The sequence below is a fragment of the Mesorhizobium sp. M1006 genome, assembly GCF_040318825.1.
Lineage (GTDB): Bacteria > Pseudomonadota > Alphaproteobacteria > Rhizobiales > Rhizobiaceae > Mesorhizobium.
Genome location: NZ_JAMYMZ010000005.1, coordinates 52,515 through 75,172 on the forward strand (window position 1 = coordinate 52,515; position 22,658 = coordinate 75,172).

The 22,658-nt window shown below is 62.5% G+C and carries 24 protein-coding genes; 8 read left to right on the top strand and 16 right to left on the bottom strand.

Annotated elements, in window-relative coordinates; genetic code table 11:
- Positions 1–3 precede the first annotated feature (3 nt).
- The 7 genes from NKH60_RS06280 to cysS are packed head-to-tail and all read right to left on the bottom strand — an operon-like array spanning position 4 to position 5,942.
- The gene (locus NKH60_RS06280) at positions 4–543 is read right to left on the bottom strand and encodes a hypothetical protein (RefSeq protein ID WP_352501831.1); all 540 of its coding nucleotides are present in this window, start codon (positions 541–543) and stop codon (positions 4–6) included.
- Between the two features lie 3 nt (positions 544–546).
- Positions 547–2,169 carry a citramalate synthase gene (gene cimA, locus NKH60_RS06285; RefSeq protein ID WP_352471068.1) on the bottom strand — a complete coding sequence of 541 codons (1,623 nt, stop codon included), beginning with the start codon at positions 2,167–2,169 and terminating at the stop codon, positions 547–549.
- Positions 2,166–3,122, bottom strand: coding sequence for a prolyl aminopeptidase (pip, locus tag NKH60_RS06290; protein WP_352871494.1), 957 nt, complete (start codon positions 3,120–3,122; stop codon positions 2,166–2,168). The genes cimA and pip overlap by 4 nt, the downstream gene beginning before the upstream one ends.
- The gene (locus NKH60_RS06295) at positions 3,119–3,595 is read right to left on the bottom strand and encodes a GFA family protein (RefSeq protein ID WP_352448982.1); all 477 of its coding nucleotides are present in this window, start codon (positions 3,593–3,595) and stop codon (positions 3,119–3,121) included. The genes pip and NKH60_RS06295 overlap by 4 nt, the downstream gene beginning before the upstream one ends.
- A complete protein-coding gene (locus NKH60_RS06300) occupies positions 3,592–4,083 on the bottom strand; it encodes a GFA family protein (protein ID WP_352471066.1) in 492 nt (163 codons plus the stop codon). Before NKH60_RS06300 ends, NKH60_RS06295 begins: the two co-directional genes overlap by 4 nt.
- Positions 4,084–4,089: 6 nt before the next feature.
- A complete protein-coding gene (locus NKH60_RS06305) occupies positions 4,090–4,476 on the bottom strand; it encodes a VOC family protein (protein WP_352471065.1) in 387 nt (128 codons plus the stop codon).
- On the bottom strand, positions 4,473–5,942 hold the full coding sequence (gene cysS, locus NKH60_RS06310) for a cysteine--tRNA ligase (protein ID WP_352471064.1): 1,470 nt from the start codon (positions 5,940–5,942) through the stop codon (positions 4,473–4,475). The genes NKH60_RS06305 and cysS overlap by 4 nt, the downstream gene beginning before the upstream one ends.
- Positions 5,943–6,354: 412 nt before the next feature.
- Here cysS and NKH60_RS06315 point away from each other — a divergent pair, with 412 nt between their 5' ends.
- Positions 6,355–6,504 carry a hypothetical protein gene (locus NKH60_RS06315; RefSeq protein ID WP_023677745.1) on the top strand — a complete coding sequence of 50 codons (150 nt, stop codon included), beginning with the start codon at positions 6,355–6,357 and terminating at the stop codon, positions 6,502–6,504.
- Between the two features lie 56 nt (positions 6,505–6,560).
- Here NKH60_RS06315 and NKH60_RS06320 read toward each other — a convergent pair whose 3' ends face one another.
- Positions 6,561–7,322, bottom strand: a complete 762-nt coding sequence (locus NKH60_RS06320; protein ID WP_352871497.1) for an SOS response-associated peptidase — start codon at positions 7,320–7,322, stop codon at positions 6,561–6,563.
- A 123-nt stretch (positions 7,323–7,445) separates the two neighbouring features.
- Here NKH60_RS06320 and NKH60_RS06325 point away from each other — a divergent pair, with 123 nt between their 5' ends.
- The 4 genes from NKH60_RS06325 (at position 7,446) to NKH60_RS06340 (ending at position 9,810) form a co-directional block, all read left to right on the top strand.
- Positions 7,446–7,871 carry an NUDIX hydrolase gene (locus NKH60_RS06325; RefSeq protein WP_352871499.1) on the top strand — a complete coding sequence of 142 codons (426 nt, stop codon included), beginning with the start codon at positions 7,446–7,448 and terminating at the stop codon, positions 7,869–7,871.
- Positions 7,872–7,919: 48 nt separating this feature from the next.
- Positions 7,920–8,297, top strand: a complete 378-nt coding sequence (locus NKH60_RS06330) for a TIGR02301 family protein (RefSeq protein ID WP_023677748.1) — start codon at positions 7,920–7,922, stop codon at positions 8,295–8,297.
- A gap of 371 nt (positions 8,298–8,668) precedes the next feature.
- A complete protein-coding gene (locus tag NKH60_RS06335; RefSeq protein ID WP_023677749.1) occupies positions 8,669–8,926 on the top strand; it encodes a hypothetical protein in 258 nt (85 codons plus the stop codon).
- An 80-nt stretch (positions 8,927–9,006) separates the two neighbouring features.
- Positions 9,007–9,810: a hypothetical protein gene (locus NKH60_RS06340; RefSeq protein ID WP_352771616.1), complete on the top strand. Its 804-nt coding sequence runs from the start codon at positions 9,007–9,009 to the stop codon at positions 9,808–9,810.
- On the opposite strand, the gene NKH60_RS06345 is transcribed toward NKH60_RS06340, so the two are convergent.
- A complete protein-coding gene (locus NKH60_RS06345; protein ID WP_352540781.1) occupies positions 9,807–11,138 on the bottom strand; it encodes a dihydroorotase in 1,332 nt (443 codons plus the stop codon). The two genes, NKH60_RS06340 and NKH60_RS06345, sit on opposite strands and share 4 nt — an antisense overlap.
- A gap of 83 nt (positions 11,139–11,221) precedes the next feature.
- Between NKH60_RS06345 and ygfZ the strand changes: the two genes are divergently transcribed.
- The 3 genes from ygfZ (at position 11,222) to NKH60_RS06360 (ending at position 14,917) form a co-directional block, all read left to right on the top strand.
- Positions 11,222–12,082, top strand: a complete 861-nt coding sequence (ygfZ, locus tag NKH60_RS06350) for a CAF17-like 4Fe-4S cluster assembly/insertion protein YgfZ (RefSeq protein ID WP_352871502.1) — start codon at positions 11,222–11,224, stop codon at positions 12,080–12,082.
- Entirely contained in the window at positions 12,082–12,714 is a 633-nt protein-coding gene (locus NKH60_RS06355) for a YfbR-like 5'-deoxynucleotidase (RefSeq protein ID WP_352448990.1), read from the top strand. The genes ygfZ and NKH60_RS06355 overlap by 1 nt, the downstream gene beginning before the upstream one ends.
- A gap of 64 nt (positions 12,715–12,778) precedes the next feature.
- On the top strand, positions 12,779–14,917 hold the full coding sequence (locus NKH60_RS06360) for a putative bifunctional diguanylate cyclase/phosphodiesterase (RefSeq protein ID WP_352871505.1): 2,139 nt from the start codon (positions 12,779–12,781) through the stop codon (positions 14,915–14,917).
- 118 nt (positions 14,918–15,035) lie between these two features.
- Here the strand turns inward: NKH60_RS06360 and NKH60_RS06365 are convergent, their stop codons facing one another.
- The 7 genes from NKH60_RS06365 to NKH60_RS06395 form a co-directional block, all read right to left on the bottom strand.
- Positions 15,036–15,308 carry a DUF3303 domain-containing protein gene (locus NKH60_RS06365; RefSeq protein WP_352684554.1) on the bottom strand — a complete coding sequence of 91 codons (273 nt, stop codon included), beginning with the start codon at positions 15,306–15,308 and terminating at the stop codon, positions 15,036–15,038.
- 22 nt (positions 15,309–15,330) lie between these two features.
- Positions 15,331–16,794 (bottom strand): RimK family ATP-grasp domain-containing protein, encoded by a 1,464-nt coding sequence (locus NKH60_RS06370; protein WP_352471056.1) that lies wholly within the window; start codon positions 16,792–16,794, stop codon positions 15,331–15,333.
- Positions 16,791–17,897 (bottom strand): peptidase C39 family protein, encoded by a 1,107-nt coding sequence (locus NKH60_RS06375; protein WP_352833224.1) that lies wholly within the window; start codon positions 17,895–17,897, stop codon positions 16,791–16,793. The genes NKH60_RS06370 and NKH60_RS06375 overlap by 4 nt, the downstream gene beginning before the upstream one ends.
- Positions 17,898–18,106: 209 nt before the next feature.
- Complete coding sequence (locus NKH60_RS06380; RefSeq protein ID WP_352471054.1) at positions 18,107–18,898, bottom strand: anti-sigma factor family protein; 792 nt, start codon at positions 18,896–18,898, stop codon at positions 18,107–18,109.
- Entirely contained in the window at positions 18,895–19,413 is a 519-nt protein-coding gene (locus NKH60_RS06385) for a sigma-70 family RNA polymerase sigma factor (RefSeq protein ID WP_023719875.1), read from the bottom strand. Before NKH60_RS06385 ends, NKH60_RS06380 begins: the two co-directional genes overlap by 4 nt.
- Positions 19,414–19,576: 163 nt before the next feature.
- Positions 19,577–19,909, bottom strand: coding sequence for a DUF6572 domain-containing protein (locus tag NKH60_RS06390; protein WP_051406156.1), 333 nt, complete (start codon positions 19,907–19,909; stop codon positions 19,577–19,579).
- A 36-nt stretch (positions 19,910–19,945) separates the two neighbouring features.
- A complete protein-coding gene (locus tag NKH60_RS06395) occupies positions 19,946–22,648 on the bottom strand; it encodes a DUF2339 domain-containing protein (protein ID WP_352871508.1) in 2,703 nt (900 codons plus the stop codon).
- Between the last annotated feature and the right edge of the window lie 10 nt (positions 22,649–22,658).

Consider the following 22,658-nt stretch of genomic DNA (forward strand, 5'->3'; position numbering starts at 1 on the left):
GTCTCAAGGCGGAGCAGGCTTCTCCTTGAGTTCGAAAAAGACGTTGTCGGGCGAACCTTCATCGTGCCGAAAGCCCGTCAGTTCCGCCGCAAGATCGAGGGGAAGGTCAAAAACAAGATCGACCTCTGTACCTTTGCTATCTTCTTCATCCTGCTTTGAAAAACACTGTTGCTTCAGCGCTTCGAAAGACGCAGGGAGATCACCCGTGACATGCAAGTCCCGCACGGTCTTGTCGCCGCTGTGCCAGACTTTCCAGATGTTCCTTCCGTCGCGCCAGAGCTCGGCGCGCGCGAACATTACATGCTCTTCTATGTGCGCGATCACGATTTCCCGCTCTTGCGAAATCGCGGCCAGATATTGCTGAGGCGGGTTCGGAAAGCTGCAGGGATCGAGGATGATGATCGCCCAGTTCTTTTCGCTGGCATAGGCGTTCACAGGCGCTTCGAAAATCTCCGATGGATCGCCAATCTCGCGTCCGAACAACGCCGCAGCTTCCTTTATCCCGTAACCGCGAAAGCCCAGCCAACTTATCGAAAAGCCCATTTCTTACTCCGCCGCCGCCAAGCCCGCCATGTCGCGGTTCTTCATCAGCTTATAGACGATCGAATCCATCAGCGCCTGGAAGGAAGCATCGATGATGTTTTCGGAGACGCCGACCGTCCACCAGCGCGCACCGGTGCCGTCATGCGATTCAATCAGCACGCGGGTGATCGCCTCGGTGCCGCCGTTGAGGATACGCACCTTGAAGTCGGCCAGTTCGAGATCGGCGATCTCGCTCTGGAATTTGCCGAGATCCTTGCGCAGCGCAATGTCGAGCGCGTTGACCGGGCCGTGGCCTTCGGCCACCGACATCTTCTCCTCGCCCTCCACCAGCACTTTCACGATCGCCTCCGAGACCGTCTTCAGCTGGCCGTTGGCGTCGAACCGGCGCTCGACCATGCAGCGGAAAGAAGTGACGCGGAAGAATTCCGGCAGGCCGTGCAGCATCTTGCGCGCCAAAAGCTCAAAGCTGGCGTCGGCACCTTCGTAGGCATAGCCCTCGGCCTCGCGCTCCTTGACCACGGCGATCAGCGCGTCGAGGCGATGGTCGTCCCGGGGCATGTCGATGCCACGCCGTTTCAGCTCAGCCAGGAAATTGGCCTTGCCGCCCTGGTCCGAAACCATGACGCGGCGGCGGTTGCCGACGGTCTCTGGCGGCACATGCTCGTAGGTCGCCGGCTCCTTTGCCAGCGCCGAGGCATGGATGCCGGCCTTGGTAGCAAAAGCGGAGGCGCCGACATAGGGCGCCTGCGCTTCGGGCGCACGGTTCAGCAACTCGTCGAAGGCGCGGGACAGGCGCGATATACCGGTCAACGCCTCTGCCGAAATGCCTGTAGCAAAGCGGCCCGAAAAGGCCGGCTTTAACGCCAATGTCGGCACGATCGAGATCAGGTTGGCGTTGCCGCAGCGCTCGCCGATGCCATTCAGCGTGCCCTGGATCTGGCGGACGCCGGCATCCACGGCGGCAAGCGAATTCGCCACCGCCTGGCCGGTGTCATCATGGGCGTGGATGCCGAGATGGTCGCCCGGTATGCCAGCGGCGATCACCTTTTCGACGATGGCGCGCACCTCGGAGGGCTGCGTGCCGCCATTGGTGTCGCACAGCACCACCCAGCGCGCGCCGGCATCGTAGGCCGTCCTGGCGCAGGCCAGCGCATAATCGGGGTTGGCCTTGAAGCCGTCGAAGAAATGCTCGCAGTCGACCATCGCCTCCTTGCCAGCAGTGAGCGCCGCCTCGACCGAGGCCTTGATCGCCTCGAGGTTCTCCTCATTGGTGCAGCCGAGCGCGACGCGGACATGGTAGTCCCAACTCTTGGCGACGAAGCAGATGGCGTCCGACTTCGACTGGACCAGCGCGGCAAGCCCAGGATCGTTCGAGATCGACACTCCTGCCCGTTTGGTCATGCCAAAGGCAACGAACTTGGCATCGGCCGTGCGACGCTCGGCAAAGAAGGCGGTGTCGGTTGGATTGGCGCCGGGGTAGCCACCCTCGACGTAGTCGATGCCGAACTCGTCGAGCAGCTTGGCGATGGCGATCTTGTCCTCGACGGAGAAGTCGATACCCGGCGTCTGCTGACCATCGCGCAGCGTGGTGTCGAACAGATAAAGGCGCTCGCGAGCCATGGTCATTTCCCGGCAAACATGTCCGTTGCGCGGATCAGCCTGTCGAGGATACCCGGCTCCGAATAAGCGTGGCCGGCGCCTTCGATCAGATGGAAATCCGCTTTCGGCCACGCCTTGTGCAGCGCCCAGGCGTAGCGCGCCGGGCACGGCATGTCGTAGCGGCCGTGAACGATGGTACCCGGGATATCCTTAAGCTTCCATGCATCGCGCAGCAGCTGTCCCTCTTCCAGCCAGCCGGCATGGACGAAATAGTGGTTCTCGATGCGGGCGAAAGCCAGGGCATAATCATCCTGGCCGAAGGGACCGCTGGTTTCCGGTTCCGGCAGCAGCGTGATCGTCTCGCCCTCCCACAGGCTCCAGGCGCGGGCTGCCTCGGCCTGCGCCACAGGATCGCTGCCGACCAGCCGTTTGCGGTAGGCGGCCATCATGTCGCCGCGCTCGGCCTCCGGGATCGGCGCCAGAAACCGCTCCCACTTGTCGGGGAACATCTCCGACACGCCGAACTGGTAGTACCATTCGAGTTCGGCGCGGGTCAGCGTGTAGATGCCGCGCACGACCAGTTCGCTGACCCGCTCGGAGTGGGTCTCGGCATAGGCCAGCGCCAGCGTCGAACCCCACGAACCGCCGAACACCAGCCATTTGTCGAAGCCGCACATTTTTCGCAGGCGCTCGATGTCGGCGACCAGGTGCCAGGTGGTGTTGGCTTCAAGCGAGGCATTAGGCGTCGATTTTCCGCAGCCGCGCTGGTCGAACAGGATGACATCGTACAGCTTCGGATCGAACAGCCGCCGGTGCTTTGGCGAAATGGTGCCGCCCGGCCCGCCATGCAGGAAGACAGCCGGCTTGGCCCCTCTGGTGCCGGAGCGCTCCCAATAGACCTGATGGCCATCGCCAACGTCGAGCATGCCGGACTCGAAAGCCTCGATCTCGGGATAGAGGGTACGGAATTCGCTGCTCATAATTTCAGGCCCTGCTGCGGCCAGTTGGCCGTCTCGTGATCGGGATGCTGGAAGGAGATGATGGATTCCTGTCGCGCGTAGAAATCCGGGTCGTCATGGATCGGCGCGTCGAAGATCGTCTCGACCCAAGGCAGCCTGGCGGCGTAGTTAACCTGGATCTGCGGCGCCAGATCGGAACGGTCGTCGAACGCGCCGATAGCGATCTCCAGCGCGCCGGGCTGGCGGTAGGTCAGCGGTGTGCCGCAGCGGGCGCAGAAGCCGCGATCGATGTTGACCGACGACTGAAAGTAACTCGGCTCCTCGCGCACCCATTCGACGCCGTCGCTCGGCACTGTCACCAGCGCGCCGAAAAACGACCCGAACTGTTTCTGGCACATGCGGCAATGACAAATGGACGGGCGGCCGAGCGCCCCGTGGATGCGGAAGCGCACGGCGCCGCACTGGCAGCCGCCGGTACGAACGGTTTCGGTCATGATTTTTCCTCCGGCGGCCATTGTTCGGTGTCGTGGTCGGGATGTTGGTAGGAGACGAGATCGGCGAGATAGGAGGCCGGCGAGACGTCGGCCATCGTTTCCTCACCTGGCAATTCGTGGACGTGATCCACGTACGGGAGCTTGGCTTCGACACCCCATTGGATGGTCGGCGCAATCTCCTCGGGGTGGTCGAATGTGGCGATGGCGAGGGCCACCCCGTCGGGCGCTTCGAAGGTCAGCGGCGTGCCGCATTCGGCACAGAAACCGCGCAAAGCCGCGTTGGACGAGCGGAAGCGTTTGGGCTCACCGCGCGTCCAGTCCAGCCTTGCGCCGCGCACCGAGACCAGCGGCAGGTAGAAATTGCCGCTCGCCTTCTGGCACATACGGCAATGGCATACGGAAGCATCGCCAAGAGCTCCTTCGACGCGGAAGCGCACCGCGCCGCACTGGCAGCCGCCTGTATAGACCGGTCTGTTGTCGAGGCTCATCGCGCACTACTCCGGGGCATGGCAAACCGCCTCGACATTGTTGCCGTCGGGATCGAAAACAAAAGCGCCATAATAGTTCGGATGGTAGTGCGGGCGCAGGCCCGGCCGGCCATTGTCCTTGCCGCCGGCGGCAATCGCCGCGGCGTGAAAGGCATCGACCTCGGCGCGGCTGCGAGCCGTGAACGCGACATGCTGATGATCCTTCGGCTTGTCCTTGCCGGCATGCAGCCAAAACACCGGCCGGTCGCGGCCGTAGCCGCCGACCTTGGCGCCGCCGGTATATTCCTGCGGCACCATGTAGAGCAGCGCGGCGCCGAGCGGCGCCATCGCCTTGTCGTAAAAAGCCTTCGACGCGTCGAAATCCGAAACGGTGATGCCGAGATGATCGATCATCTTTTTACCTCCCAGGTGGTGATGCGTTCGCCGGTGACGGGGTCCTTGCCGTCCTTCAACTGGATGCCTTGCGTCAGCAACTCGTCGCGGATGCGGTCGGCCTCGGCCCAGTTCTTTGCGGCGATCAGCGCGAGGCGTTTGGCGATCGCCTTGGCAATGGCGTCTTCATCCACCTTGGCTGTTGCGATGTCGAAGCCGAGGAACAGAAGCGATGCCTTCAGTGAAGCGGCAGCATCGTTGTCTTCGGCGGCTGCGTTGCCGCTACCTGCGTTGAAATCAACAGCATCACCAGCCAACTGCGTCAGCAACTGGAATGCGGCGTAGGTGGCAAGGTCATCCGACAGCGCTTCGATCACATCCGCCGGCACCGGCTTTGCCGTCGGCGGCGCCAGATCGGCCGCCCGCTTCCATTTGCGCAGCGTATTCTCCGCCTCTTCCAGCTTGCGCACGGAAAAGTCGATCGGCTCGCGATAGTGCGTCATCAGCATCGCCAGCCTGAGCACCTCGCCCGGCCATTTGCGGCCGCCAAAGGTATCCGTCTCCAGCAATTCGGTGATCGAATAGAAATTGCCCAGGCTCTTGGACATCTTCTGGCCCTCGACCTGCAGGAATCCGTTGTGCATCCAAACCTTGGCCATCGTTTCGGTGCCGTGGGCGCAACGCGATTGCGCGATCTCGTTCTCGTGGTGCGGAAAGATCAGGTCGAGACCACCGCCATGGATATCGAACACCTCGCCGAGATAGGCGGCCGACATCGCCGAGCACTCGATGTGCCAGCCCGGCCGACCCCTGCCCCACGGGCTGTCCCAGCCCGGCTCCTCGGGCGAAGACAATTTCCACAGCACGAAATCCTGCGGGTTCTTCTTGTGCTCATCGACGGCGACGCGGGCGCCGGCCTGCTGCTCATCGAGATTGCGCTTCGACAACTGCCCATAATCCGGCATGGAAGCGGTGTCGAACAAGACTTCTCCAGCCGCGACATAGGCATGGCCGCGTTCGATCAAGCGTTGAATCAAGAAGATCATGTCGACCTTGCCGTCGGGCCTGGGCTCGACGAACTCGGTGGCGCGCGGCTCGACCGTCGGTTCCAGGCAACCGAGCGCCGCAACGTCCTTGTGGAACTGACCGGCGGTCTTTTCGGTGACCCGCCTGATCGCTTCGTTCAGCGACAGCTTGCCCGATGCAATTTCGCCGCCGAAATCGCGCAGCGCGCGAGCGTTGATCTTGTCGTCGACGTCCGTAATGTTGCGGACGTAAGTGACGTGCGCTTGCCCGTAGAGATGGCGCAGCAAGCGGAACAGCACGTCGAAGACGATCACCGGCCGCGCATTGCCGATATGGGCGAAGTCATAGACCGTCGGGCCGCAGACATACATGCGCACGTTGCGCGGATCGATCGGGAAGAAATCCTCCTTGCTCCGCGTTAGCGTGTTGTAGAGGCGCAGGCTCTTCGATGCGTCAGACATACGTGCGTTCCCGGTGTGTTACTTTGGCATGACCTTTTGGGATCGTGCCTGGATGGAGTCGGTTACGCCGAGGCGCGAATCGGCTCCAGCCTGCTGGCCGGGGCGTTTGTCCAATCTGGGAGGAGATGAGGCGAAAACGTCCAGGACCAGCGCGAGGCTAGCCAATAATGCAAATGCCACAAATGGCGAAAGACGTTCTCATGGCCGGCTTTATCGCCTTGCCCGGTGTTGCCGTCAAGTCGCTACCTTCGCCAAAAATATCGTTGGCTCACAGGAATTGAGCCACTGAAACATTTTATTAAACAGGTCGGCACTGTGATGAAACATTCGCCGGCTAGATCAGCAAGCGTCACGATTTGGTCGGATTCGGCCAGCAAACGCAGACACGAAGACGTTACCAGGGAAGAGAACAATGCCTAAGCAAGAATCCAACCGCGCCAAGCAACCGGCGCTCGCCAGCCATTACCGGGCGATCGGCCCGGCAGCAATCGTCGCAGCTCTTCTGCACACCGCGAAGAAGAAGAAGCCGGCGCAAAAAATCGTTTCGCCGCGCGCTGCCTGAGAATGCCGTCGGGAAAGATTGAGGCGCTCACGGCGAACCAGTAATAGTAGCTTTTGCTAAAATAAACTCATCTGACTGTCGTTCGCGCCGGACTTCCGGCGCTTGACCTTGTCGGGCTCAAGCTCGACGACGCCCTTCTCCTGAATCTCCGGCCCGGTATTGGCGACCTTGTTGACGAGGTCGGAAATCGGGATCGCTTCGAAGAAATCGAGCTGGGCGGGTCTCAGCAGATCGGCCACGTCGCGCGGCTCGAGCGTGCGGCAATCCAGCCAGCGCGCGAAATCTTCGGGATGGATCACCACCGGCATGCGGTCGTGGATATGGGCAGTGTCGGCATTGGCGTGGGCGGTCAGAATGGCGCCGGTGTCCATTTCCGAGCCGCCCGGCTCGGCATAGGTCTCAATCAGCCCGGCGAAGGCGACAAGCCCGCCACCCCTTGGCCGCACCCAATAGGGCTGCCCTCTTCTGCCACCGGTTTGGTGCCATTCGTAGTATCCCGAAGCCGGTACCAGGGCGCGCCGATGGCGCATGGCAGCGCGAAACGACGCCTTTTCCGAAGCCCCCTCAGAACGCGCGTTGAACAGCAGCGGGAAGTTACGCGTATCCTTGACCCAGGCCGGGATCAGGCCCCAGCGCACCAGCATCGAGCGGCGGTCGGGCAGGTTCGAGCCCGGCGCCTGTGGCAATCCGGCGAACGCCATCAGCACCGGCTGCGTCGGCGCGATGTTGTAGCGGGCCGGAAACTCCTCAAGTTCCGCTAGGCTGAGAAAGGCGGCGGTCTGGTCCGGAGTGGCCGTCAAAGCAAAGCGTCCGCACATGAATTCAGCTCTCGAATTGATGGCATGTGAAAGTGGCTATGGAATCCGCCTTTCGCAACCGCTAAAGCTGTTCGCCGGCGGCCGGTCCACAACGGGCTATGCCAATCGAGCGATCCGAAGCCCATGGAAGCACGCAAGATCATTCCGGCAGTCTCGGTCTGCGTCGTGCGCGAGAACACGGTGCTGCTGGTCAAGCGGGCCAGGCCGCCCTCGCAAGGTCTCCATGCCTTTCCCGGCGGCAAGGTCGAAGCCGGCGAGACGCTGGAACAGGCAGCACGGCGCGAATTGCTGGAAGAGACCGGATTGCAGGCGCGCAGCTACCGGCCGCTGCGGGAAATCCACATCGACGGCAGCGGCGACGGGCATCCTGTCGACTACTGGCTGACGGTGTTTGGGGCCGAGTATGCTGGCGGCGAGGCGGTGGCCAGCGACGATGCCGAGACCGCGGGTTTCTATACGCTGGCCGAAATGACAGCGATGCCGCTCGCCGATGCAGTGTTTGAAATTGCCGACGATCTACTCGGTCCCGACAAAGACGGCGAGATCTGAGCCAGAGAACCGCCTTGCAGGCGACAAATTGTTTCAGCACAAGGACCCATGAGCCGCACGTCTTCGTTTCTCGCCGCATGCCTCGCCGTCAGTGTGGTTGTCGGTGCGCGCCCGGCGATTGCCGCCGAAGCACCGTTCGAGCCCGGGCTGATGCGGCTGGCGGAAGTGCTCGGCTCGCTGCATTTCCTGCGTAATCTGTGTGGCGAGAAGGGCGATCGGTGGCGAGCCGAGATGGAAAAACTGATCGCATCGGAAAATCCGAACCCGGAGCGGCGCGCCCGCTTCATCGCCAGCTTCAACCGCGGCTACCGGTCGTTCGGCGGTACTTATACGCAATGCACGGCCTCGGCGACGGAAGCCATCAGCCGCTACATGAAGGAAGGCGAGACGCTGTCTCGCGACATCGCCTCGCGCTACGGAAACTGACGGCGGCAGCCGCTTTGCGGAAAAGCCGCATCAAGGGTCGGCGCCGTTGCGGCGGACGCGTTCGACGCTTCTCCGCTTGCCTCGAGTGAGGTCTTGGTGCAAACCTGATGTTGCACTTTTGCAACTATGTTAACGAAACGTTAGCGCGCAGATGTGAAATTAACTCAAACTGAAGGTTTCCGTCCCCTTGGCCTGCCTAATCGGCTAAGTTTGAAACGGATCGGACGCAGGTTTGCTGGACGCGACGGAATTTGTAGACGACGACCAAAAAAATGTCGCATTTACAAATACTTACTGCGCCTGCGTGTAAAAGGACAACTCAAGCTTGATCCCTGTCCAACGGATCACCGCTTGAAAGGGTGGACATCGCAATGGAACATGGCGTCAACGACATCGACGCGCTGGTCAGGGAAGAAAAGCGCCTGACCGCCGTGGAAAGCCACAGCGAAGCCTGGGCAGAAGGATTGTCGGCCGGGATCGAGCCGGAAATCATCGCCGAGGCGGCCCTCGAAACGGCATTCGGCGAAATGCTGCGCACCAATGGCGAGACCTCGGCGCTTGCCCTGCTCGATCGCATGCGTGAAAAGGTGATTGCCGGGGCCTTCGAGCCCGAAAGACTGCGTCACTGACCCCCGTTCTTTGACGACGGCGCGCCGCCGGACATCGTGTCCGGGCACATGGATGGGCTGGAACCAGGGAGTAGCAGGCGGTGAATTTTTCGATATCAGGCAAGCCGCGCGGCCTGGTCCTCAGCATTTGGTTCACCGCTTCCTGCGCCATGATTCCTTCTGCACTGTTTCTTGCGAGCAGTCCCTCTCAAGCCCTCAGCGAGATCAAGCGCGAAGACCTTCCCTCACCGGTCACGCCGCCGCCCGACGCTGACATGTCGCCGCCCGGAAGTACCGTGCCGATGCCCGGCCCGCTCGGCACGACGCCACCACCGGCCAGCCAGCCGACGCCATCCGACGAGCCGGAACAAACCGAACCGAAAGGGCCGGCCAACGATGGCGGCATGGCCAATCCGCATGTCGATCCGGACGCGCCCGTGCCCGAAGTCGTCTACGACCTGGCCAAGTTGCCGGAACCGGTCAGGCGCATGCACGATCTGATAGTCGAGGCCTGCAAAAGCGGCGACATCGAAAAACTTCGACCGCTGATCGGCAAGGGCGACATGATGACCCAGTTGTCGCTGGGTGACATCGAGGGCGACCCGATCGCCTTCCTGAAGGGCCTTTCGGGCGATACGGAAGGCCAGGAGATTCTCGCCATCCTGGAAGAAGTGCTCAGTGCCGGTTTTGTCCATGTCGATGCCGGCACGCCGCAGGATCTCTATGTCTGGCCCTATTTCTTCGCCCTGCCGCTGGACAAGCTCGATGCCAGGCAGCGGGTCGAGCTGTTCAAGATCGTCACCGCCAGCGACTATGACGACATGAAGCAGTTTGGTGCCTACATTTTCTACCGCGTCGGCATCACGCCGACCGGACAATGGACGTTCTTCGTCGCCGGCGACTAGCGCGCCAGCGCCTCGGAAAATTCCACCGCCCTGCCCTGGCTTGGCGTGACGATCTCGCCTTCCCACATCACGCGCCGGCCGCGCACGATGGTGCCGACGGGCCAGCCGGTCACCTGCCTGCCGTCATAAGGCGTCCAGCCGGCCTTGGAGCCTTGCTGGGCGTTGGCGATGGTGTCGCGGCGCTTCAGATCGACGATGGTCAGATCGGCATCGTAGCCGGCGGCAATACGGCCTTTCCTGGCGATGCCGAAAATACGCTGCGGGCCGTGGCTGGTCAGGTCGACAAAGCGCTGCAATGTCAGCCGGCCGGCGTTGACATGATCCAACATGATCGGCACCAACGTCTGCACCCCGGTCATGCCGGACGGCGACGCCGGATAAGGCTTTGCCTTCTCGGCCAGCGTGTGCGGCGCATGGTCGGAGCCGAGCACATCAACGATGCCTTGCGCAACGCCGTACCAGACCCCGTCGCGATGGCGCGTGGCGCGCACCGGCGGGTTCATCTGGATCAGGGTGCCCAACTGCGCATAATCGTCGGCGCTCAGCGTCAGATGATGCGGCGTCGCCTCGCAGGTCGCGACATCCTTGTGCTGCTCGAGGAAGCCTACCTCCTCGGCGGTCGAGATGTGCAGCACATGGATCCGGGCGCGGACCTGGCGCGCGATGCGCACAAGGCGCTCCGTGCAGCGCAACGCAGCGATCTCGTCGCGCCACACCGGATGTGAGGACGGATCGCCCGCGATGCGCTCGCCAAGCCGCTCGCGCAGCCGGAACTCGTCCTCGGAGTGAAAGGCGGCGCGGCGGCGTGTGTTCCTCAGGATCGAGGCAACGCCTTCGTCGTCCTCGACCAGCAGGTCGCCGGTGGACGAGCCCATGAAAACTTTTATGCCGGCCGCACCAGGCAGCCGCTCGAGATCGCCAGCGTCTTTTGCATTGTCGCGGGTCCCGCCAACCCAGAAGGCAAAGTCGCAATGCATGCGGCCGGTGGCACGCCGCACCTTGTCGGCAAGGGTTGCCTCACTGGTGGTCAGCGGATTGGTGTTCGGCATCTCGAAGACGGCGGTGACGCCGCCGAGCACCGCTGCCCGCGAGCCCGTCTCCAGATCTTCCTTGTGCTCCAGGCCCGGCTCGCGGAAATGCACCTGGCTGTCGACGACGCCCGGCAGGATGTGCAGCCCGCGGCAGTCGATCGTCTCACCGGCCGACGCCTGGCGGAGGTCGCCGATCGCAGCGATGCGCCCACCATTGATGCCGACGTCGCGAAAACCCTGGCCGTCGTGATTGACCACGGTGCCGCCTGTCAGGATGAGATCGTAGATGGGGGCCATACGGATCCGGTCTCTTGCGGGGGGAGTGCCAGCGGCTTACGTAATGGCCGATAGTTTTGCAAGATCAGGCTCGTTTTCCCACCATGCCCTTTGCCCCGCTCAGAGATCGCGCACTCGTTTCCGTGTCCGGGCCGGATGCCGAGCACTTTTTACAGAACATCCTGACCACCGACCTCGACGTGCTCGGCAGCAGCGAAGCAAAGCCCGGCGCGCTGCTAACGCCGCAAGGCAAGATCCTTTTCGACTTCCTGATCTCGCGCGCCGGCGAAAATGCTTTCCGACTTGAATGCCGTACCGAGACCGCCGATGATTTCATGCGCCGGCTGACGCTCTACAAATTGCGCGCCAAAGTCGAAATTGCCAAGCTGGATCAGCCGGTTGTGGCCGTCGCATGGGGAAGCGATTCAACCACTTCGCAATTTGAATCAGCACCGTTTGCTGATGCGCGGTTTGTCGATACTGCCGTTAAGCGCTTCTACGATGACACCGCAGATGGCGGCGACCTTGCCGCATGGCAAGCCTTTCGCATCGCCCATGGCATTGCCGAAAGCGGTGCGGACTACCAGCTCGGCGACGCTTTTCCGCATGACGTGTTGCTCGACGAGATCGGCGGTGTCGGCTTCAAGAAGGGCTGCTACGTCGGCCAGGAGGTCGTCTCGCGCATGCAGCATCGCGGCACTGCCAGGCGTCGGGTGTTGATTGTCTCGGCCGAACGCACCCTGCCCACTTCGCGCGCAGAGTTGACCGTGGAGGGGCGACCGGTCGGGCAGCTTGGCTCGACCGCGGCCAGGACAGGCCTTGCCATTGCCCGCATCGACCGGGTCAAGGCAGCGCTCGACGCCGGCCTGCCGATCCTTGCGGAGGACGTCGCCGTGTCGCTCGCTATCCCGTCCTGGGCGAAATTCAGCTTTCCGCGGGAAGCCATCGGCGCGGAGGACGCCTGATGGCTGCCGATCGCGCCGGGGCGCCGCCGCGCGCCTGGCAGCGCATGCTGTCCGGCCGACGGCTCGATCTGCTCGATCCCTCGCCGCTCGACATCGAGATCTCCGATATTGCCCATGGCCTTGCCCGCGTCGCACGCTGGAACGGCCAGACCAGAGGCGAGCACGCCTTTTCTGTCGCCCAGCATTCGCTGCTGGTCGAAACGCTTGTCGGCGAGCTGATGCCGGATGCCGACGCCGACGCGCGGTTGGCGGCGCTGCTGCACGACGCGCCGGAATATGTCATCGGCGACATGATCTCGCCGTTCAAATCCGTGATGGGCGGCAGCTACAGGGATTGCGAGATCAGGCTGCAGCGCGCCATCCATCTGCGCTTTTCACTGCCGGCCGAACTCGACGCGGGACTGCGCAAGGAGATCAAGCGAGCGGATCAGATCGCCGCTTATTTCGAAGCAACGCTGCTTGCGGGTTTTTCGACGGCAGAGGCGACGGAGTTCTTCGGCCGGCCGCGCGGCTTCAATGCCGAGCGCTTCGACGTCACGCCGCGCTCGGTGACTTGGGCGCAGAATGCCTTTCTCAAACGCTTTGCGACGATCGAAAAGTCGCGACGCCAGACTGCCGTTCCAGCCGGCTGAAAACGGTAAATTAACCGGCAGGGACAACAGTGCCATGGTTAACCATGGTCCATAGGCTTGCCTCATGCCCGTTGCCGGTATCAAGGCTGGTTCGTCCGTCCGCCGACAGAGGGCCAAAGGCGTTGGTCAGCCGCAACCTATTGAAGACGAACTGCGCGAACAGAACGAGCGTTTTTCGGCAGCGGTCGAGAACATGTCGCATGGCCTGTGCATGTTCGATGCCGATGAACGGATGATCATCTGCAACGGGAACTACATCAGTATCTTTCGCCTCGACGCCGAAGTGGTGCGGCCCGGCATCCGGTTTTTCGACATCCTCCAGCACAGCGTGGATATCGGCATCGCCTCGCAAAGCGCTGAGCAACTCTATGCTATCCGCAAGCCCTATATCGACCAGGCAAAACCTTCCACCTATGAGGAAACGCTTGCAGACGGGCGTATCGTCAACATTTCGCACCGGCCGCTGGCGTCAGGCGGTTGGGTATCGATCTACGAGGACATCACCGAGCAACGGCGCGCCGAGCAGGAGTTGAAGGAGCAGCACCGCCGTTTCGACGCGGCACTTGCCAACATGTCGCAAGGCCTTTTGATGTACGATGCGGATGGCAAGCTGATCGTGCGCAACGAACGTTTCCTGGAACTTTATCATGTCAGGCCGGCCGACTTCCCGCTTGGTATGAGCCACCGTGATGCGTTCAAGCGGCTGCTGGAACTGGGCATTTATACAAAGCTCGACCCCGACAGCGAAATCTCGCAAATCGAAGCCTGCCTGCGGGCGGGGAAAACACACGTAACGCATCGCCATCTCGCTGACGGCAGGACGCTGCTGGTTGCGCGCCGGCCGATGAGCGGCGGCGGCTGGGTCGCGACGTTCGACGACGTCACCGAGCGCAGGCGCGTGGAAGAGCGCATGACCCATCTTGCGCACCACGACACACTGACCAACCTGCCCAATCGCTCGATGCTTCGCGAACGGCTCGACCAAGCCCTGAGTGAGACGAGAGACGGATCGCTGGCGATATTCTCGCTCGACCTCGATCACTTCAAGGCGGTCAACGATAGCTGGGGCCACCCCGCCGGCGACTGGCTGCTGAAATGCGTGGCCGAACGGCTGCAACGGTGCCTGCGCAATGAAACGGACGTTGTCGCCCGCTTCGGCGGCGACGAATTCGTCATCATCCAGTTCAATCTCAAAAGCCCGGGCGACGCGGAAAAGCTGGCCAAACGCATCGTCGAGATCATCGGAAAGCCGTTTCGCGACAAAAGACACGACATGCGTGTCGGCATCAGTCTCGGCATTGCGCTGTTTCCGAATGACGGCAAGGACGCCGACACTTTGCTGAAAAATGCCGATATGGCGCTCTATCGGGCAAAGAGCGAAGGGCGCAACCTGTACCGCTTCTTCGAACCAGCCATGGACGCGATGGTGCGGGCACGCCGGGCGCTCGAAATCGATCTCAGGGCAGCGCTGTCGCGCCGGGAATTCGAGCTGGATTTCCAGCCGATCATGAACATCGCCTCCGGCGAAATCGTCGGTGCCGAAGCCTTGATGCGCTGGCGTTCGCCGGTGCGCGGCCTGGTACGGCCGGACGACTTCATTCCGGCCGCCGAGGAGACCGGGCTGATCGTGCCGCTTGGAGAATGGGCGCTGCGAAAAGCCTGCACGACCGCGGCAGGCTGGGCGGCTTGGCGCATCGCCGTCAATGTCTCCGCCGTACAGATCAAAAGCGGTACCTTTGCCCGCAGCGTTATCTCGGCCCTGGCGTTCTCGGGCGTGCCGGCCAACCGGCTTGAACTGGAAATCACCGAAACGGTGCTGATGGACGAGAGCGATCTGGTGCTCAAGACACTCAGGCAGCTACGCGATCTGGGCGTCCGCATCGCGCTGGATGATTTCGGCACCGGCTATTCGTCGCTGGGCTACCTCAGGCGCTTTCCCGTCGACAAGATCAAGATCGATCGCTCTTTCACCCGTGACATCGACAGTCGCGATACCGCGGCGATCGTGCGCACCATCATCGGGCTTGGCGCACAGCTGGGCATCACCGTCACCGCCGAAGGTGTCGAGACCGAAGCGCAGCTTGAATTCCTGCAAAAGGAGGGTTGTGTTGAGGCCCAAGGCTATTTGATCGGGGTGCCGTCAAAGGCGTCGGACATTAATCGGCTGCTGAAGTCGAGCGCGACGATCCGGCAGTCCGGCTAAGTGCGACAGTCTCGCGGAAGCGCGGGCAACCGGCTCCTTGAGATGACGCTCGATCCGCGAATTCCTTGATAGGAGAAGGCGGCATTCAGGTGTGGCGAACCAGGAGGTTCCCAACGGGTCAGAGATGTCCGCTCAATGCCTCCACCATATCCTTGTTCGTCGCCACGGGAACGATCTCGAATTCGACCAGATCCGCCCATTCGATGACCCACCGCTGCAGGAGCGTGACGTCATCGGCCTCCACCAGCAGGAAGCAGCGGCTCATATCCGCTGCGATCCAGCTGTGGTGCACGAGAAGCCCGTCCGGCTTCAGGCGGCCCTGGTCGCGGAAACGGCGGTAGATCTCCTTGCGGTCGCAGCCACGAAAATCCTCGGTTACGAAGAACAGCATCTTTTTCCCCTCAGTTCGGATATTATCGCCCCGGCCGGTCCAGCCGCTCCAGGAACCACTGCGTCAGCCGCACCCAGACCTCGTCTTTTTCGCCGGAGTCTTCCCAGCCGTGGTCGAGGTTGGGGTTGTCGTTGACCTCGATGACGAAGACGCCGTCCCTGGTTTCCTTGAGGTCGACGCCGTAGAGGCCGTCGCCAATGCAGCGCGCCGCGCTCACCGCCGTCTCGACGACATGGGCCGGTGCTTCCTTCAGGGTGAACGTCTTGATGCCGCCCTGGTCGGGCTTGCCGTTGGCCTTATGATTGACGATCTGCCAATGTTTCTTGGCCATCAGATAATGGACGGCGAACAAGGGCTGGCCGCCGAGGACACCGACGCGCCAGTCATATTCCGTCGGAATGAATTTTTGCGCGATCAGGAGGTCGGAATCCTCCAGCCATTCGGTTGCGAGCGTCTTCAACTCTTCAAAGGTGCCGCATTTCTTGACGCCGCGCGAAAACGAGGAGTCCGGGATCTTCAGCACCAGCGGGAAGCCCAGCGTCTGTGCCGCAACTTCCAGGTCCGAAGTGCCAGCAATCATCACCGTCGGCGGCACCGGTACCTTGTTGTAGGTCATCAGCTCGTTGAGATAGACCTTGTTGGTGCAGCGGATCATCGACAGCGGATCGTCGATGACCGGCATACCTTCCTGCTGGGCGCGGCGGGCAAAGCGGTAGGTATGATTGGAGATCGAGGTGGTCTCGCGGATGAACAGCGCGTCGTAGTTGGCGAGCTTGGCCAGATCCCGCTTGGTGATCGGCTCGATTTCGACGCCCATCTTTTCAGCGATCTTGGCCCAGTGGCGCAGCGACGAAATCTCCGACGGCGGCAGTTCCTCATGCGGATCGACCAGCGTGGCGAAAGTGTAGCGCGCCGGCGTGCGGCCCTTGGTGTCGCGCCACTCGCGGTTGGTGTAGGTCTCCAGGCACTGGAGAAAGTGCGTTTCCTCGTCCTCGGTCATCCTGGCCAGGGGATGGAACCCGATCTTGCGGATCGAGGCCCATTCGGCGCTGTCCCTGATGTGAACCTCGAGCGCCGGGGCACGGAACCAGTCGAACAGAAGTTTTGCGAAGCGGTCCCAGATCCTGGATGGTCCGATGCCGAAGAAGATGCAGACCTTCTGCGGAAAAGCGCCGCCCAGGTCCTTGCGGCACTTGTTGAGTGCGAGTTCGAGTTCCGGCAACGCGTGCTCATAGAGCTTGCGTTCTGACAGGTCGATCATCGTTTCGACCGTCGGGATGACCTTATGGCCGCGCGAACCGGCAAGCAGCGACGCGTAATAGCCGCGGCTCTGGTAGCCGTAATTGTTCGACAGGTTGATTACCTTCGGCCGCTGACCGCGAAACAGTGCCGGATGGGCAAGGTAGTCGCGATTGGTGATGATCTTGTGCGGCGTCGCCACTTGGTCGAGATCGTTCTGCCGGCCGGTAAGGATGACCCAGGTCATTGGCTGTCGCGCTTTCCGAGAGTGATGGCGGCGCGCAATCCGTCGCGGCCGAATTGCGCCATGTTCATGAAGATGCCGTAAGGCACGGGAATGTTGGCAGCATCGAGGATCGTCTCCTGCCGCTCGTCCTCGACCCAGGGGTCGTGGATCAGGATATGATCGCCGTCGTCACCGATGGCCAATACCCAGTGCGGAACCTTCTTGCCGAACATCAGGAAGCCGCTGATCAGGACCAGTACCAGTTTTCCCTCTGCGATCGCGGTGCGAATGTCGTCAAGCCCGAATGAACGGTAATTCACCGGGATGCCGTAAAGTTCCGCGCGGCGGCGAAAGTCGACCTGCGCCAGCTCCATCACCCGGCGCTTGTCCTCGCTGCGCACCGACTGCAGGAACAGCGCGCCGTAGAAGGAGACATAGATCTCAGCAGCAAGCCCGCTCTCATAGCCGGCGACGGCCAGCCCGAACGGTTCGCAGCCGCCCGGCCCCGACATCATGAAAACGGTCGTCGCCTCACGCCACAGCCTGATTTCCATAACCGGATCCGGCACGAATCCGGGGTCGAAGTTAGCCATCGCCATCATCAGGCAGCATGGTCCGCAGGTGAATTCGCAAGTCTGCTGATAAAACGGCACTTCGGTGGCGACCGGAATGTCGCCGCGCAAGGTCTTTTCATAGCGCAGCGCAGTGGCGCCATCCTCGTAGTAGCCCGGTTCACGACCGATCTTGCGGTAGCCGCTCTGCTCGTAGATCTGGATGGCGCGCGGGTTGTCCTCGCGGACTTCCAAACGAAGCATCATGCGGCCATGCTCGAAAGCGGCGGCTTCAGCCTGTTCCAGCAGCAGGCGGCCAACGCCGCGGCCGCCGAAAAATGGACCGACGGCGATCGAATAAAGCCGCGCGACGCCGCTGCCCTTGCGAAACAGCACGACCGCATAGCCGGCGACGTGGCCATCGTTCTCGCCAACCAGCAGTTCGGCGGTGTCGCGTTCGATCAGTTGGCGAAAAGAGCGACGAGAAATGCGGTCGCTCGAGAAAACAGCTTTTTCGATGGCGGCGAGGTCATCGACGTCGGACGCGCGGGCCTTGCGAATCTCGGCAGGCATGCGGGCTCAGAAAACCTCGATTGGGTTGTGGAAACTGCCCTAGTCTAAACATCGGTCACACCAGCCGAAGTGCCAGCATTCAGCAAGCGCTATCGCACCTCGATTAGGGCCGAATTGTGACAGTTTTCAAGGCAGGCAGGTCGCGCAAAGGCTTTGAAACGACCTTCGTGTTTCGGCATCGGCGCGGCTCCGGAAAAACGAGATCCTGCTCAGCTTTTCAAGCCCGCCAGAAGCTGGCCATAGGCGCTCTTGGCCACTGCGGCCAGCTGCTCGCGCGGCAGCGATCCGACGACGGCGCAGCCATAACCCTTGTCCAGCCAGTAGACGGCCTCAGGACCATCTTCTTCCCCATAAGTGCCCTTGGCCTTGGCTGCCGATTCGGCGATGACGAAGAGCGAAATGCGCTCGCCCTTGTCGTCCTCGTAAAGCAGCATCGCGGCCTTGCCCTGGCCGGCAGGCAGCAGCCGGCCACCGACCAGTTGGAAACCTTGCGCCGCCAGATCCGGTGCGACGAGCTTCAAACCCACCTGGTTCGACAACCAGCTCTGCAAATGATCCTTATCGCTTGCCGGCACTTCCACCGCATGCCGCTTTTCGGCGGCATAGATGACATGGGCGGCGATCGCCTCTTCGGCAAGCTGGTCTTCGGCCGTGTTTTCCAGGCCGAGGCGGCCGATGCCGGCAAGGTAGCCGCCAGCGCCGCCAATCACCAGGATGGCGGCAGCGGCGGCCGCAAGCCACCAACGCGAGCGCGACGGCGACACTCTGACCACCGGCGCCTCGCCAAGCACCACCTTGGTCAGCCGCACCGGGACGGGCTCGTCCAGCACGCCGTTAAAGGCTGCGCGCAACGCTGCCCGGTCGGCGGCGTAGCGTGCGCTCCTGGCCTTCATCTCGGCATTGGCCTCGAGCCATGCCTCATAGGCCGTCCGCTCGTCGCCCGGCAACTCGCCATCGAGAGCCATGTGGATGTCGCGTTCGGAGAAATCGCGTCGGCTCATTTCTCGACGATCCTTATCGATCGACGGCGCGCGGTATCATCAAGCAGCGCGCGCAGTTCCTCGCGCCCGCGCGCGATGCGCGACATCAAGGTGCCGGCGGGAACCCCAAGGATGTTGGCGGCTTCGGCGTAGGAAAACCCTTCGATGGCGACCATCACAAGTGCCGCGCGCCGGTCAGGGCTGATCGCCTGCAGCGCGTCGACGATCTCGCGCGAGGCGATGCTCTCGACCTGCTCGGCGGGTGCTGCCTGCGCCTCGCTCGCCTCGAGCGGCAGCATCGCTGCCTCGCCGCGCCGGTTCACCTTGCGCATCTGGTCGATGAACAAATGATGCATGATCGTAAACAGCCACCTCCTGGGGCTTTCTCCTGTCTGCCAATTGTCGAGCCGCACAAGTGCCCGCTCGAGACAATCCTGGACGAGATCGTCAGCGGAATCGCGGTCGCGCAACAGCGAGCGTGCATAGCGGCGCAGACGCGGTATTTCACCAAGGATTGCTGCCTTCTTTTCGTCCATGACCGCTGGTTCTGGGGGGCCCTGTCCGTGATGATTGAACGCGCCTTTGCAGCGCGGCGCAAGCGGCCAGCGCGAAGCGGTCCGCCGCCCCGGTCACCCAAGCAACTGAATAACGCTGCCAGTGGCAGGTTTATTCCCGGCCGATCCCCACCTGAAGACCCCTCTACAAATTCCCCTTCGAGAGGTGCTGAACTTCAAATTGCAATCCGGCCTTTTCGACTGATACCGCAGCTGCGGTAAAGAACCATTGTACCTCGGCTGGCATAATAGACAACAATGCCACCGAAATCATAACGGGTCGCCCCACAGCATCCGGATGTTCTTTGTAGAATTGCCCTTCTAAAACGAAAACACAATATAGATTCAGTTTATTCTCTAGAAGCTCAAGATGATTTTCTACATCATCCCAATCGAGATCATCTACAATGCTGAGCAAATATTCACCATTTTTGCCTTTTGCGACAATATCGACGACGTCCGTATGCTGAACAGCCATCTGTCAATAGCCTTTTCCCGTGATCATAGACTCACACTAATTTACCTCTCTCGCCGCCCTTGTCAGCAGCCGCTGATAGAACAGGCCGATGCCGATGAGCACCGCGCCGAGGCCGATGAAGGACAGCGCCCGCAACACGCCTTCCAGTTCCGACATGTCGAAGATGAAGACTTTGAGCACGGCGATCGAGATCAGCGCCGCCGACGCTATGCGCAGCACCTGCGACTTCAGCCATACACCTGCGGTGAGCAGCACCACGCCGATGACCAGCCACAGTGCCGAATAAGTATAGGTCTCGAGCTGGCCGAGACCGCTCCACAGCCCGATGAACTCGCCCTTGAACAGGCGCCTGACCGACAGCGTGGCATAGGCGAAGCCGAGCACCGCCGCCACCATCGCCAGCATCTGCGCATACCATTTCGGTCGTTTGTCGCGGGCATAGAGCGCCAGTGCGCCTGCCGCAACCGCCGGCAAGAGGTAGGCGAGGAACAGAAGGTTGAACACCGGAATGCTGCCGGTCGATTCATCCGTCAGCAGCGGGTTCAGCGCCAGAAAATGCTGGAGGACGATGAACGCGACCGAGACCACGCCCGCTGCAATCGAGCCGTAGCGCAGCACCGAACTTGGCGAGCGCATGTCGATGGCGACCAGGATGGCGCCGGCACCGATGGCGATCAGCGTGTAGATCGCCTGTTCGGCAAGCGTCGCAGCAGCCGTATCGATGACGCCGCCATGCATGGCATGGCGCACCAGCATGGCGACGGTGAGCAGGGCAAACAGCGCGGCGCCGGCCTCCATTGCGAGGCGCGGTCGGCCGTTGATGGTTCGGGCAAGCTGCCAGGCGGCAAAACCGAAAGCGAGCGCCGGCACGCCATATCCAAGCAGCAGCCAGTTGAACACCGGCGTCTTCGACAGGAACTCGGCACCGACGATGGTCGGGTCGAAGGCAGCGCGACCAAGCACTGCAATCACCGCGCCAACGGAAATCCAGCCAAGCACCGGATAGCTGCGCCAGCGCGTCGCCAGCGCCGGCACGACGGCGGCTGCTCCGAGCAGGATGGTTGTCCAGCCGGAACCAAAGGCCATGTGCAGCATCAACAGGCCGGCGATTGCCGCGCCGCCGAGCGCGAAGGAGACGGCAGCGCCGCCGGTCAGCGGCGGCGCCTCGCCGCGCGCTATCCATTCGCCGCCGGCGACGAAGACTCCGACCAAAACGGCTGCGACCGCCGCATAAGCAAGGTCTCGGTCGAGATTGCCGAAGGTAGACCAGAGCGCCAGCAGGATGACCAGTGGCGCGACAACGCTCCACGCCGCCCATGCGGCGGCGCGCAGCCAGCCAGAGGCCGCAAAACAGCGCGCCGCCCAAAAGCCGGCGCCGATGAAGACCAGGCCGAGCGCGATGCCGACCCTGAGCATCAATGCATCGGACGCCACGACCGGCATGCCGTCGACGCCGAGAGCGCCACCCGAAAAATCGGAAGCGATCGTGGTCGGCGGAATGATGCCGAGATAGACCAGTACCGTCGCCAGCCCGGCGGCGTGCAGCAGTGCAAGCGCCTGCGGCCGGTAGAGCGCCACCGCCACCAGGGCTGCGACAAGGGCGGCCCCCGGCAATGCACCGCGGATGGCGGCGAAGGCCGGATCGACAAACAGGGCCAGCGCCGAAAGGCCGACGAAGAAGCCCGGCGCGATCGACGGCCAGTCGAAGCCGCTGCCGGCGACCGCTTCGTCGCGGCGGCCAAGCCAGACGAAGGCGAGCACGGCCAGTGTCACCCCGTCGATAAAGAGGATGACGGCAAGGTTCGCCCCCGGCGCATCGGTCATGTAGAAGATGGTCCAGATCCCCGTAGCGACGAAGGCTGCGGCCATCAAAAGCCTCCAGTCGCGGATGCGGGCAATGACGCAGGTGGCGGCGAGCACGATCGCCAGATAGCCGAACAGCGCCCACGGATTGGGCGCCTGCGAGGCGACCAGCAGCGGCGTCACCATGGCACCGAGCAGGCCGACGCCGGCCAGCGCCTGACCGTGGACCAGGCTTGCCGCGATCGTCGCCACCCCGATGGCGCCGAGCAGCGTGAAAGCGAGCGTCGGGCCGATGAAGCCGTAAATGCTGTACGCGGCGTAGACGGTACCGAACAGGATGAAAGCGCCGGCCGCCGTCAGGATCGCCGGGATATAGGCACCGGCGGCACCTTGCACCGGCACCCTGAAGCCGGTGCGCCGGATGAACTCGCCGCCGGCGACCAGCACCAGCCCGAGTGCCGCCGCCATGACAAGCCGCACGCGTGGCCCGAAAATGCCGGCCTCGATGGTGTAGCGGATCAGAAACAAGCCACCCAGCGCCAGCGCGATGCCGCCGACCCAGACCGCCCAGCGGGTACCGAGCGCCGTTTCGACGTCGGACTGGCGAGCTGCCTTCGCCGCTGTCGCCTGTTGCGCCGACTCCGGCGCGGACGGCGCCGTTGTATCGGCATCGGCCTCTGTAGCTGACACGACCGCTGCGGTCCGTGGCGATACGGCCATGTCGCCTGCTGCCGCAAGCGGGATTGCGGCATCCGCCGGTTTGCTGTCGTTTGCAGCCGGTTCCTTGGCTTGCGGCGGCAGCGCAGGCGTGCCCGAAAGCACAAGGCTGCGCAAGGCGCCAAGCTCGCGCTCGATCAGGCCGATGCGGCTCTGCTGGCGTGAAATGATGACGAACAGCACGATGATGGCGACGAGGCCAATCAGGCCTTCAAACATGGCGGTTCCC